At 71.9% G+C, this 13153-nt stretch carries 11 protein-coding genes; 8 read left to right on the top strand and 3 right to left on the bottom strand.

Annotation, left to right across the window (positions count from 1 at the left end; translation table 11 throughout):
* Positions 1 to 94 precede the first annotated feature (94 nt).
* The 8 genes from ACFOX0_RS24955 (at position 95) to ACFOX0_RS24920 (ending at position 11111) form a co-directional block, all read left to right on the top strand.
* Positions 95 to 1510 (top strand): sensor histidine kinase, encoded by a 1416-nt coding sequence (locus tag ACFOX0_RS24955; RefSeq protein ID WP_377550254.1) that lies wholly within the window; start codon positions 95 to 97, stop codon positions 1508 to 1510.
* A gap of 295 nt (positions 1511 to 1805) precedes the next feature.
* Complete coding sequence (locus ACFOX0_RS24950) at positions 1806 to 3050, top strand: MFS transporter (protein ID WP_377550252.1); 1245 nt, start codon at positions 1806 to 1808, stop codon at positions 3048 to 3050.
* Positions 3043 to 3525 (top strand): hemerythrin domain-containing protein, encoded by a 483-nt coding sequence (locus tag ACFOX0_RS24945; protein ID WP_377550250.1) that lies wholly within the window; start codon positions 3043 to 3045, stop codon positions 3523 to 3525. Before ACFOX0_RS24950 ends, ACFOX0_RS24945 begins: the two co-directional genes overlap by 8 nt.
* A gap of 88 nt (positions 3526 to 3613) precedes the next feature.
* On the top strand, positions 3614 to 7324 hold the full coding sequence (locus ACFOX0_RS24940) for a nitrate reductase subunit alpha (RefSeq protein ID WP_377550248.1): 3711 nt from the start codon (positions 3614 to 3616) through the stop codon (positions 7322 to 7324).
* Entirely contained in the window at positions 7324 to 9045 is a 1722-nt protein-coding gene (gene narH / locus ACFOX0_RS24935) for a nitrate reductase subunit beta (RefSeq protein WP_377550246.1), read from the top strand. Before ACFOX0_RS24940 ends, narH begins: the two co-directional genes overlap by 1 nt.
* Complete coding sequence (gene narJ / locus ACFOX0_RS24930) at positions 9042 to 9680, top strand: nitrate reductase molybdenum cofactor assembly chaperone (protein WP_377550244.1); 639 nt, start codon at positions 9042 to 9044, stop codon at positions 9678 to 9680. Before narH ends, narJ begins: the two co-directional genes overlap by 4 nt.
* On the top strand, positions 9677 to 10399 hold the full coding sequence (gene narI / locus ACFOX0_RS24925) for a respiratory nitrate reductase subunit gamma (protein WP_377550242.1): 723 nt from the start codon (positions 9677 to 9679) through the stop codon (positions 10397 to 10399). Before narJ ends, narI begins: the two co-directional genes overlap by 4 nt.
* A 1-nt stretch (position 10400) precedes the next feature.
* Positions 10401 to 11111, top strand: a complete 711-nt coding sequence (locus ACFOX0_RS24920; protein WP_377550240.1) for a response regulator — start codon at positions 10401 to 10403, stop codon at positions 11109 to 11111.
* Between the two features lie 25 nt (positions 11112 to 11136).
* Here ACFOX0_RS24920 and ACFOX0_RS24915 read toward each other — a convergent pair whose 3' ends face one another.
* The 3 genes from ACFOX0_RS24915 to ACFOX0_RS24905 form a co-directional block, all read right to left on the bottom strand.
* Positions 11137 to 12336, bottom strand: a complete 1200-nt coding sequence (locus ACFOX0_RS24915; RefSeq protein WP_377550238.1) for a cellulose binding domain-containing protein — start codon at positions 12334 to 12336, stop codon at positions 11137 to 11139.
* Positions 12337 to 12530: 194 nt separating this feature from the next.
* Positions 12531 to 12749: a hypothetical protein gene (locus tag ACFOX0_RS24910; protein WP_377550236.1), complete on the bottom strand. Its 219-nt coding sequence runs from the start codon at positions 12747 to 12749 to the stop codon at positions 12531 to 12533.
* Positions 12746 to 13003, bottom strand: coding sequence for a DivIVA domain-containing protein (locus ACFOX0_RS24905; RefSeq protein ID WP_377550234.1), 258 nt, complete (start codon positions 13001 to 13003; stop codon positions 12746 to 12748). The genes ACFOX0_RS24910 and ACFOX0_RS24905 overlap by 4 nt, the downstream gene beginning before the upstream one ends.
* Positions 13004 to 13153 lie beyond the last annotated feature (150 nt).

The following is a 13153-nucleotide window of genomic DNA, read 5'->3' as shown; positions in this document are numbered from 1 at the left end:
CGGGATGAGGACCGGCCACGTCATCCCCGGGAGGTAGGCGAGCGGTGTACGACCGGGCGGCGGCCACCGGCGACCCGGCGGTGAGAATGGGCCGATGCTGAGCGGTGCGGTGCGGGACCGGTTGCGGGGCGGGTTCCGGTTGGTGATCCGGCCGACCGGGCCGCCGCCCCGGCCCACCCGCCGCAACCTGGCCTTCGACGCGGCGCTGGCGTTGACGCTGGGCGTCGTGCTGGTGCAGTGGGCCGTCCACGGCGCGTACGCGCACCCGGTGGACGAGATGGCCCGCCTGGTCCCGCCGCTGCCCCCGGTCCCGCCGGACCCGGCCGATCCCGGCGTCGACCCGGTGGACCGGGCGGGGCCCGGCGACTGGCTCGGTCCCGCGCTGGTGGCGGCGGTGGCCGCGGCGGCCCTGGCGTTCCGTCGCCGGTACCCGCTGGCGGCGCTGTGGGTGGTGATCGGCGCGACGGCGGTCGCGCAGCACCCGCGGCTGACCTTCTACGCCTGCGTCGTCGCGGCCTACAGCGCGGCCGCCTACAGCCCGTACCGGGTGCCCGCGATGGCCAGCCTGTCGGCGGCGGCGCTGGCGGTCGGGCTGACCTCGGACACCAGCCTGCCCACCGTCCCGGACCAGTACGCCCCGCTGCTGATCCTGGCGCCGATCGTGGTGGTGGCCAACGGACGCCGGGCCTGGCGGCGCCGGGCCGACGAGGAGCGCGCCCGGTTGGCCGCCCTGGAACGGGAACAGACCGAGGCGCTGCGCCGGGCCGCCGGACAGGAACGGGCGCGCATCGCCCGGGAGCTGCACGACGTGGTGACGCACAACGTGAGCATGATGGTCATCCAGGCGGGCGCGGCCCGCAAGGTGCTGGACACCGGCCCGGACCAGGCCCGGGAGGCACTGCTCGCGGTCGAGGCCGGCGGTCGTACGGCGCTGTCCGAGCTGCGGCACGTGATGGGGCTGCTCACCATGAACACCGACGAGATGGACACCGGCGAGCCCGGGGATCTGGTCCCGCAGCCCGGTCTGGATCGGCTGGCGGCGCTGGTCGCCGGGGTGCGCGACACCGGCCTGCCGGTCGAGTTGACGGTGACCGGGCGGTCCCGGCCGGTGTCGGCCGGGGTGGGACTGGCCGGTTACCGGGTGGTGCAGGAGGCGCTGACCAACACGGTCCGGCACGCGCCCGGTGCGTCCGCGACGGTGACCGTCGAGTACGCCGCCGACCACCTCCGGATCGAGGTCACCGACACCGGCGGTACGCCGGCCGGGCCGGTCGTCGGGTCACCGCTCGGGTCCGCCGTGGATCGGTCGGCGGTTCCCCGGTCCGCCGTGAGCCGGTCGGCCGTTCCCAGGGCCGACCCGGCGGGCGCCGCCGCCCGTACCGCCGGGAGCGGACGCGGGCTGGCCGGGTTGCGTGAGCGGATCGCCGTCTACCAGGGCCAGCTGCACGCCGGGCCGCGCCCGGGCGGGGGTTGGCGGGTCGTCGCCCGGGTCCCGCTCGCGACGTCGTGACCGCAGCGCGGCGGGTTGTCGAGGACCGGTGCCCCCGGCGCCGATGTCCTGGATGGAGGGATGTCCCGGATAAAGGAATGTCCCGAATGGAGGGATGGCGCGGCTGGGCGGGTGTCCCGGGTGGACGGTCCTGGCCGGAAGCCGAGCAGCAGGTCCTGCGAACTCGGGTCCAAAGTCCCGGGTGGATGCCCGGTCCGGCACGCGAGACTGGCGGTGAGGCGCTCCCCGCGAAGGGTGCGGACCGCGCCGGCCGGGCCCGCCGACGCGGGCGACGACCCGACAAGTGGAGCACCCGATGAACACAGCGCGACCCGGGCCGGCGCCCGGCTCGACGGCGACACCGACGACGGTTCTCGCCGTGGCCACGATCGGCTTCGCGGTCAACTTCTGGGCCTGGGCGTTGCTCAGCCCGCTGGCGGTGCGGTTCCAGGCGGCTCTGCACCTCAGCGCGTTCCAGCAGGCGCTGATCGTCGCGGTGCCGGTGGTGGTCGGCGCGCTCGGCCGGATCCCGGTGGGCGCGCTGACCGACCGGTTCGGTGGCCGGGTGATGTTCCCGCTGGTCTCCCTGGCCACCATCGTCCCGGTGCTGTATCTCGGGCTGCTCGGGCACGGTTCGCTGGTCGGGCTGCTGGTCGGTGGGTTCTTCCTCGGCATCGGCGGGACCGCCTTCGCGGTGGGGGTGCCGCTGGTCAACGCCTGGTTCCCGGTGGGCCGTCGCGGGATGGCCGTCGGCGTGTTCGGCGTCGGCATGGGCGGCACGGCGGTCAGCGCGTTGACCACGGTGAAACTGGTGGACGCGTACGGCACGGCGGCGCCGTTCGTCCTCACGGCGGTGGTGCTGGCCGGTTACGCGGGGGTGGCCGCGCTGCTGTTGCGGGACGCCCCGGACCGGCCGGTGCCGGTCGCACCGCTCGCCGCCCGCCTGGCCGCGACAGTCCGACTGCGGGTCACCTGGCAGGCGTCGGCGTTGTACGCGGTGGCGTTCGGCGGTTATGTCGCGTTCTCGGTCTATCTTCCGGCCTACCTGAAGACCGCGTACGGGCTGACCCAGGCCGACGCGGCGAACCGGATGGCCGGGTTCGTGCTGCTCGCGGTGCTGATGCGTCCGGTCGGCGGTTGGCTGTCCGACCGGATACCCGCCACCCGGGTGCTGTCCGGCGCGCTGGCCGTCGTCGTCGGCGGTGCGCTCACGCAGTCGTTCACGCCGTCGCTGGCGCCGCTCGGCACGGTCGCCTTCCTGGCCATGGCGGCCGCGCTGGGCGCCGGAAGCGGGGCGACGTTCGCCCTGGTCGCCCAGCTGGCACCGGCGAACCAGGTCGGCTCGGTCACCGGTGTGGTGGGTGCCGCCGGCGGGCTGGGCGGATTCCTGCCGCCGCTGGTGATGGGCGCCGTCTACGGCCGGTTCGGCTCGTACACGGTGGGTCTGGTGCTGCTGGCCGCCGTCGCGCTCGCCGCGTTGCTGCTCGACGTCGGCCCGGTCGCCCGTACCGCGAACCGGGCCACCGCCACGGCGCCGGACGCGGAGGCCGCCCGTGTGTGAGTACTGCGGCTGCCAGGCCGTGACCGCCATCGCCGAACTGACCCGGGAACACGACCGGGTGGTCGGCATGATGGCCGACGTCCGGGCCGCCCACGCCGCGCGGGACTTCGTCCGGATGGCCGGGCTGGCGCGGCGGATGGCCGAGATCCTCGCCCCGCACACCGAGGTTGAGGAAGAGGGCCTGTTTCCCCTGTTGGCCGACGAGTTCCCGGCACACGTGGCCACGCTGCGGGACGAGCACCGTCGGGTCGAGACGGTCCTCGGTGCGGCCGCCGCCGCGACGCCCACCGACCCGCGCTGGCCGGACGAGCTGGTCGCCGTGCTGGACCTGCTGCGGGAGCACATCCTCAAGGAACAGGACGGCGTCTTCCCGGCGGCGTTGACGTCGCTGAGCGGCGCCGACTGGGACGCCGTGGACGCGGTCCGGGCCCGCACCCGCAACCGGGCCGACCAACCTCCGGCGGCCCGCGAGTGACTGCACAGCCGACCGATCCGACGTTAATGTGACGATCGTCAACGATGTCGATGAAGGCGCCTTCGCGGCGCACCGGAAGGACGTCTCGATGACCAAGCGGTCCCGCCGGCAGCCGGCCGACCCCACCGCCCACGCGGCCCTGGACGACCCGTTGACCGAGGCGCTGGTGGGCACCCGCCGGTTCTTCACCCGGGGCGAGGTGTCCCCGGACCGACGGACGCTGTACCAGATCGGCGGCCGGCAGGCGGACACGTTCTACCGGGACCGGTGGTCGCACGACAAGGTGGTGCGCTCCACCCATGGGGTGAACTGCACCGGATCCTGCTCCTGGAAGGTGTACGTCAAGGACGGGATCATCACCTGGGAGGCGCAGCAGACCGACTATCCCAGCGTCGGGCCGGACCGGCCGGAGTACGAGCCGCGCGGCTGCCCGCGCGGGGCCGCGTTCTCCTGGTACACCTACTCGCCGACCCGGGTGCGCTACCCGTACGTGCGGGGGGTGCTGCTGGAGATGTACCGGGAGGCGCGGCAACGCCTCGGTGACCCGGTGGCCGCGTGGGCCGACGTCACCGGCGACCCGGAACGGGCGCGGCGCTACAAGTCGGCCCGCGGCCGGGGCGGCCTGGTGCGGGCGAGCTGGGACGAGGCGGTCGAGATGATCGCCGCGGCGCACGTGCACACCATCAAGGCGTACGGTCCGGACCGGCTCGCCGGGTTCTCGCCGATCCCGGCCATGTCGATGGTGTCGCACGCGGCCGGGGCCAGGTTCTACAACCTGCTCGGCGGGGCGATGCTGTCCTTCTACGACTGGTACGCCGACCTGCCGGTGGCCTCGCCGCAGGTGTTCGGCGACCAGACCGACGTACCGGAGTCGGGCGACTGGTGGGACGCCGGTTACCTGATCATGTGGGGCTCGAACCTGCCGGTGACCCGTACCCCGGACGCGCACTGGATGGCGGAGGCGCGTTACCGCGGGCAGAAGGTGATCGCGGTGGCGCCCGACTACGCCGACAACGTCAAGTTCGCCGACGAGTGGCTGGCACCCGCGCCGGGCACCGACGGCGCGCTGGCCATGGCGATGGGGCACGTCCTGCTGAAGGAGTTCTTCGTCGACCGGCGGACGCCGTACTTCGCCGACTACGTCGCGACCTACACGGACCTGCCGTTCCTGGTGACGCTGACCGACGCCGGGGACGGCACGTACCGGCCGGGCAAGATGCTCACCGCGGCCCAACTGCCCGGCGCGCTCGCCGACGGCGAGCACGCCGACTTCAAGACCGTGCTGCTCGACCGGGACGGCACGCCGGTCGTGCCCAACGGCTCGCTCGGCTTCCGCTACGGTGACGCGGGCGCCGGCCGGTGGAACCTCGACCTCGGTGAGGTCCGCCCGCTGCTGTCGGTCGAGGGCGGCGGCGCGGACCCGGTGCCGGTCGTCCTGCCCCGCTTCGACACCGGGTCGGGCGCGGCCCGCCCGATGCGGCGTGGCGTCCCGGTACGCCGGATCGGCGACCACCTGGTGACCACCGTGTACGACCTGCTGCTCGCCCAGTACGGCGTGGCCCGCCCCGGCCTGCCCGGCGACTGGCCCACCGGGTACGACGACGCCGACCAGCCGTACACGCCGGCCTGGCAGGAGACGATCACCGGCGTACCGGGGCCGGCCGCCGCCCGGATCGCCCGCGAGTTCGCGGCGAATGCCGAGGAGTCCCGCGGCCGCTCGATGATCATCATGGGAGCCGGCACCAACCACTGGTTCCACTCCGACACCATCTACCGCGCGTTCCTGACCCTGACCACGCTCACCGGCTGCCAGGGGGTCAACGGCGGCGGCTGGGCGCACTACGTCGGCCAGGAGAAGGTGCGGCCGATCACCGGCTACAGCGTGCTCGGCACGGCGGCCGACTGGTCCCGGCCGGGCCGGCAGATGATCCAGACCGCGTACTGGTACCTGCACACCGACCAGTACCGGTACGACCCGTTCTCCGCCGCCACGCTCTCGGCCACCGACGGCGGTGGCGCGTTCGGCGGTCGGTCGACGGCGGACCTCATCGCGTCCTCGGCCCGGATGGGCTGGATGCCCTCGGTGCCGCACTTCAACCGCAACCCGTTGACGCTGGCCGACGAGGCGCGGGCGGCCGGCAGGCCGGTCGACGAGCACGTCGTCGACCGGCTCACCGCGGGCGACCTGCGGTTCGCCTGCGAGGATCCGGACGCGCCGGAGAACTTCCCCCGGGTGCTCACCGTCTGGCGGGCCAACCTGCTGGGCTCCTCGGCCAAGGGCAACGAGTACTTCCTGCGCCACCTGCTCGGCACCGACCACGCCGTACGCGCGACGGAGGCGCCGCCCGACGCCCGCCCCACCGACCTGGTGTGGCACGAGCAGGCGCCCACCGGGAAGCTCGACCTGCTGCTCACGCTCGACTTCCGGATGACCTCGACCACCGTCTACTCGGACATCGTGCTGCCCGCCGCGACCTGGTACGAGAAGCACGACCTGAACACCACCGACATGCACCCGTTCGTGCACTCCTTCAACCCGGCGATCGCGCCGCCCTGGCAGACCCGAACGGACTGGGACGCCTTCATGACGATCGCGAAGGCGTTCAGCGCCCTGGCGAAGGACCACCTGGGCACCCGGACCGACGTGGTGGCCGCCCCGCTGCTGCACGACACCCCGGACGAGCTGGCCAACCCGTACGGTCGGGTGGCCGACTGGAAACGCGGCGAGTGCGAACCGGTCCCCGGCCGGACCATGCCGAGGCTGGTCCCGGTCGAACGGGACTACCCGGCGGTGGCCGAGAAGATGGCGTCGCTGGGTCCGTTGCTGGACACCCTCGGCGCCACCACCAAGGGCGTCACCTTCCAGGTCGGCGAGGAGCTGGAATACCTCCGGCACAAGAACGGGGTGGCCGCCAACGGTCGACCCTCGATCGCCCGGGACGTGCAGGCCTGCGAGGCGATCCTCGCGCTCTCCGGCACCACCAACGGCCACCTGGCCACCCAGGGCTTCCGCGAACTGGAGAAGCGGACCGGGGTGCGGCTGGCCGACCTGTCGGCCGAGCACGAGGGCAAGCGGATCACCTTCGCCGACACCCAGTCCCGACCCACCCCCGTGATCACCTCGCCGGAGTGGTCCGGGTCGGAGTCCGGCGGGCGCCGCTACTCCCCGTTCGTGATCAACGTGGAACGGCTCAAGCCCTGGCACACGCTGACCGGCCGGCAGAGCTTCTTCCTCGACCACGACTGGATCGCCGAACTCGGCGAGTGGCTGCCCACCTACCGTCCGCCGCTGAACATGCACGCCCTGTTCGGCGAGCCGGCCGTGGGGGACAGGGGAGAGCTCGGCATCGCCGTGCGCTACCTGACGCCGCACAACAAGTGGTCCATCCACTCCGAGTACCAGGACAACCTGTTCATGCTGTCGCTGTCCCGCGGCGGCCAGACCATCTGGATGTCCACCCGGGACGCCGCGAAGATCGGGGTACGTGACAACGACTGGATCGAGGCGGTCAACCGCAACGGCGTCGTGGTGGCCCGCGCGGTCGTCTCGCACCGGATGCCGGAGGGCACCGTCTACATGCACCACGCCCAGGACCGCCTCATCGACGTGCCGCGTACCGAGACCACCGGCCGGCGCGGCGGCATCCACAACTCGCTCACCCGACTCCTGATCAAGCCGAGCCATCTGATCGGCGGCTACGCCCAGCTGTCGTTCGCCTTCAACTATCTCGGCCCGACCGGCAACCAGCGCGACGAGGTCACGGTCATCCGGCGGCGGGCGCAGGAGGTGACGTACTGATGCGGGTCATGGCGCAGATGGCGATGGTGATGAACCTCGACAAGTGCATCGGCTGCCACACCTGCTCGGTCACCTGCAAGCAGGCGTGGACCAACCGCTCAGGCGTCGAGTACGTGTGGTTCAACAACGTCGAGACCCGGCCCGGGCAGGGCTACCCGCGCCGCTACGAGGACCAGGAGACCTGGCGCGGCGGCTGGACGTTGAACCGGCGCGGCCGGCTGGCCCTGCGCGGCGGCGGTCGGCTCCGGAAGCTGTTCGGCATCTTCTCCAATCCCAAGCTGCCCGCCATCGGCGACTACTACGAGCCGTGGACGTACGACTACGAGACGCTCACCAACGCGCCGTTGCAGGAGCACACCCCGGTGGCTCGGCCCAAGTCGCTGCTGAGCGGCGAGGACATGAAGATCACCTGGTCGGCGAACTGGGACGACAACCTCGGCGGCTCGGCCGAGCACGGCGACAAGGACGTGCTGCTGAAGTCGATCGCGGACAAGGTCAAGCTGGAGTTCGAGCAGACCTTCATGTTCTACCTGCCGCGCATCTGCGAGCACTGCCTCAACCCGTCCTGCGCCGCCTCCTGCCCGTCCGGCGCCATCTACAAGCGGACCGAGGACGGGATCGTGCTGGTCGACCAGGACCGCTGCCGCGGCTGGCGGATGTGCGTGTCGGGCTGCCCGTACAAGAAGGTCTACTTCAACCACCGCACCGGCAAGGCCGAGAAGTGCACCTTCTGCTTCCCGCGGATCGAGGTCGGCCTGCCGACCGTCTGTTCGGAGACCTGCGTGGGCCGGCTGCGCTACCTCGGGCTCATGCTGTACGACGCCGACGCGGTGCTCGACGCCGCGGCCACCCCCGACGAGCACGACCTGTACGAGGCGCAGCGGCGGGTCTTTCTCGACCCGAACGACCCAGCCGTGGTCGCCGGCGCGGATCGGGCGGGCATCCCGCGGGACTGGATCGAGGCGGCCCAGCGGTCACCGGTGTACGCCCTGATCAACACGTACCGGGTGGCGCTGCCGCTGCACCCGGAGTACCGCACCATGCCGATGGTCTGGTACATCCCGCCGCTGTCGCCGGTGGTCGACGTGGTCCGGGACACCGGCTACGACGCGGAGGACCGGGGCAACCTGTTCGCCGCGATCGAGGCGCTGCGCATCCCGGTCGATTACCTCGCCCAGCTCTTCACCGCCGGCGACCCGGCACCGGTCGATGCGGTGCTGCGCAAGCTCGCCGCGATGCGGTCCTATATGCGCGACATCAACCTGGGCCGGGACACCGACGAGAGCATCCCCGCGGCCGTCGGCATGACGGGGGAGCAGTTGTACGACATGTACCGGCTGCTCGCCCTCGCCAAGTACGACGAGCGCTATGTCATCCCGCCGGCGCACGCCGAGCAGGCGCACCAACTGGAGGAACTCGCCACCGAATGCAGCCTCGACTACGCGGGCGGGCCCGGCATGGGCGGTTCCGGACCCTTCGGCGAGGCGTCCGGCGGCACGACTCCGGTCGCGGTGGAGAACTTCCACATGCTCGTCCAGCGGCAGACCAGCGACGACGTGGTGGACCCGGGCGACAAGGAGCTGCGGGTCAACCTGCTGAACTGGGACGGCCGGGGCCGCCCCGCCGGGCTGTTCCCACCCCGCGCCCGCGGTTCGGAACGACCACCCGGCGGCGTGGACCCGCAGGCGGATCCGGTCGCGGAAGTCGAGCCGAAGCCGTGACCGGCGACCGTACCGGGCTCGTCCGGGCCTGGCAGTGTCAGTCCCTGCTGCTCGGCTACCCCGACGAGGCGTTCTTCGCCCGGCTCGACCTGCTGGACGCGGCGGCCGCCGGCCTGGACGACAGGGTCGGCGCACCGCTGCGGCGCTTCGTCGCCCACGTCCGCGACACGCCCCCCGGTGAACTGGCCGCCGACTACGTCGCCACGTTCGACCAGCGCAGGCGCTGTTGCCTGTTCCTCACCTACTACGCGCACGGGGACACCCGTAACCGGGGGATGGCGCTGCTGCGGTTGAAACAGACCTACGCGTCGGCCGGGTTGAACCTGGTCGGCCACGAGCTGCCCGACCACCTCGCGGTCGTTCTCGAATTCGCCGCCGCGGCGCCCGACCAGGGGCGCGCCCTGCTCATCGCGCACCGCGCCGGGCTGGAACTGCTCCGGCTGGCGCTGCACGACGCGGACTCGCCCTGGGCGGACGTCCTCGACTCGGTGTCCGCGACGCTGCCGCCGCTGGTCGGGGATCAACGGCAGGCCGTCGCACGACTCGCCGCCGAGGGACCACCGGCCGAGCAGGTCGGGCTCGCCCCGTACGCCTCGCCGGACCACCTGCCGCAGCCGCAAGGAGCCCCACGGTGACAGACATCCTGCTGTTCGTCGTCGTCCCGTACGTCTCGCTGGCGGTCTTCGTCGGCGGGCACGTCTGGCGCTACCGCTACGACAAGTTCGGCTGGACCACCCGCTCCTCCCAACTGTACGAACGGCGACTGTTGCGGGTCGGGAGCCCCCTGTTCCACTTCGGCGTTCTGCTGGTGGCGCTCGGTCACGTCGGTGGGCTGCTCGTGCCCGAGGCGTGGACCGAGGCCCTCGGGGTCAGCGAGACCGCGTACCACGCCGTCGCGTTCGGCCTCGGTACCCTCGCCGGCTTCTGCACGTTGGCGGGCGCCGCGATCCTCATCTACCGCAGGCGCACCGTCGGCCCGGTCTTCTCGGCCACCACCGGCAATGACAAGATCATGTACGTGTTGCTGATCGGCACGATCCTGCTCGGACTCGGCACCACGGTCCTGGGCAACGCCACCGGTCACCCGCACGACTACCGGCAGACCGTGTCGCCGTGGTTCCGGTCCGTCTTCTACCTGCACCCGCGGACCGACCTCATCCTCGCGGCACCGGTCGGGTTCCGGCTGCACGCGCTCTCCGCCTGGCTGCTCTTCGCGTTCTGGCCGTTCAGCCGGCTCGTGCACGTCTTCTCCGCGCCACTGGGCTACCTCACCCGGCCGTACATCGTCTACCGCAGCCGCGACGCGGGGCTGGGCAACCGGCCGGCCCGGCGCGGCTGGGAACGCGTTCAATAGCATGACCGTGACAGAGGTCCGAGACGGTGCGTTGCGGGTGCTGGTCGCCGACGACCAGGCCCTGGTCCGGACCGGCTTCCGGATGATCCTGACCGCCGAGGGCATCGACGTGGTGGCCGAGGCGGCCGACGGCGTCCAGGCCGTCGACGCGGTCCGACGCACCCGGCCGGACGTGGTGCTGATGGACGTCCGGATGCCCGAACTCGACGGACTGGAGGCGACCCGCCGGATCCTGACCGGCGCGCCGGGCGAACCACGGGTGATCATGCTGACCACCTTCGACCTGGACCGGTACGTCTACGCGGCGCTGTCCGCCGGGGCCAGCGGCTTCCTGCTCAAGGACGTCACCCCCGAGCACCTGGCGGCCGCGGTACGGCTGGTCCGCTCCGGTGACGCGCTGCTCGCGCCGTCCATCACCCGCCGCCTGGTCGAGCGGTACGCCCGACCGGATCCGGCGCCCGGGCTGGTCCATCGTCAATTGGCCGTGCTGACCCCGCGGGAGCGGGAGGTGCTCCGACTGTTGGCCCAGGGCCTCAGCAACGGCGAACTCGCCGGACAACTGCACCTGTCCGGGGCGACCGTCAAGACCCATGTCGCCCGCATCCTCGCCAAGCTCGGCCTCCGTGACCGGGTCCAGGCGGTCGTGGTCGCGTACGAGACGGGCCTGGTCACCCCGGGCGGCGGGGTGACCAGGCCGGACGGCCCGGGCTGACCTGGTCGGGTCGGTCGGCCTGGGATCAGCCGAGGCCGCAGGGTGAGCCGTTGAGCAGGAAGAGGGTGGGTGGCGGGTTGCTGGTGGTCCAGCGGCCGTAGATGCCGAACGTGGTGCTGGCGCCCGGTGGGACGGTGGCGTTCCAGGTGAGGTTTCGGGCGGTGACGGTGGTGCCGGACTGGGTGACGGTGGCGCTCCAGGAGCCGGTGACCTGTTGGCCGCCGTTGAGGTTGAAGGTCAGCGTCCAGCCGTTGTAGGGGGTGGGTCCGATGTTGCGCAGGGTGACGTCGGCGAGAAAGCCGCCGGGCCATTCGGACTGGTTGCGGTAGGTCACCCGGCAGACCTGCTCGGGCGGCGGCGCGGTGGTCGGGGGAGTCGACGGGTTCACCCTGACCGAGTTGGACGCGATCGACACGTTGCCCACCGCGTCCCGGGCCCGCACGTAGAACTGGTTCCTGACCCCGTTGAGCAGCGGGACGGTGTAGCTGGTCGTGGGCACGGTGGCCAGCAACGTCGAGACGAAGACGCCGTCGAACCGGTAGACGTTGTAGCCGGTGACCGCCGTGTTGTCGGTGCCCGGCGACCAGGTCAGGGTGGCGGTGGTGGCGGTGACGTTGCTGGCGGTCAGGTTCGTCGGGGCGGACGGTGGGACGGTGTCCGGCCCGGTGTCCGTCACCGGGGTGACGACGGTGACCGACTCCGACGACGCGGAGACATGACCGACCGAGTCCCGGGCGGTCACCCAGAAGCGGTACTCGCGACCCGGTCCGATACCGAGGGTGATTTTGGCGGTGGTCACGTTCCCGACGACGACGGGGGTGTTCCCCACGTCGTTGAACGCCTCCCAGTAGTTGACGGTGTAGCCCTCGATGGCACAGCAGCCCATCTTCGAGGCGGTCCAGGTCAGGGTGACCGAGGTGGTGGTGGCCGTGGCGGCGAGGTCGGTCGGTGGGCTCGGTGGGAACGGTGAGATGTTCGGCATGCTGAGCGTCGGCGTCGGCGTCGGCGTTGGTGACGGCGGCGGCGGAACGGGATCGGTGGTCGCCGCCGGTCCCGCTATCACGGGTACGGGGGCCAGCCCGAGCGGCGCCGCGGGTGTGGTGCCGGCGACCGCGTCGGGGGTGGTACCCAGGCCGACGGCCAGGGCTGCGGTCACGAGGAGAGCGGCGGCCAGCAGACCCGGCCAGCCACGCCGAAACAATGAGGTCCGATACACACCTGACATATTTCGACGATGCGCCTACCTATCGACAAGCGTCAAGGTCAGATCACTACGTGGAACACGGCCGTGGGGCACGGAAACTCCCTCCATAAACCAGGAGAACCCAATCTTCTGCTTGTGCGACCGTACTATGGATATGCGCATGGAGGTCGCGTCCGACAATTCATGACCTGTCCTCGCACGGGCCGTCGTGGCCGTCACGGCGGTCGCAGTTGCCGGGCGCTGCCGGACAGCGGCAGCCCGCACCACACCCGCCGGCGCAGCAACTGGGTGTCCTCCGCGGACAGCGTGATCTCGGCCAGGTCGAGCACCGACACGTGGCCCAACGAAACGCGCATCGTCACCGCCAACTCCTCCGCGGCCTCGGGTGAGGTGAGCGCGGTCGGCAGGTGCAGGATCCACCGCGGCCCGGTCACCCGCGACCCCGGTTGCTGACCGTCGGCCACGGGTCGGTGAACCGGCACCCGATGTGCCGCTCCTTCCACTGCCGCACCCGCACCAGCTCGGCCCGTGACGTCGTCGCCTCCCGCTCCAACCGGGCGATCTCGTCCGCCACCTCACCCAGGAACGCGTACACCTGCTGCGGATCCAGGCCCCGCCAGCGGGTGTCGAGCACCCGCGACCGCACCTGGTACGGCGCCAACCGGTCCGACCACGACTTGTAGATCACCCCACGCTCCTCCTTGTCCAGTCGCCCCAGGGCGGGCGAGGGGCGGCCACCATTGCCGCGACCGACCGATGCCCGACACCCGCCCCAAGGCGTGATCCCACCTTCGCGGCCGGTCCGGCTTGGGACCACAGCGTTCGGGCGGCCGAGCTG

The organism is Micromonospora zhanjiangensis, assembly GCF_042650605.1.
Classification (GTDB): Bacteria; Actinomycetota; Actinomycetes; order Mycobacteriales; family Micromonosporaceae; genus Micromonospora_J; species Micromonospora_J zhanjiangensis.
This window is presented reverse-complemented; position numbering and strand designations above follow the sequence as displayed.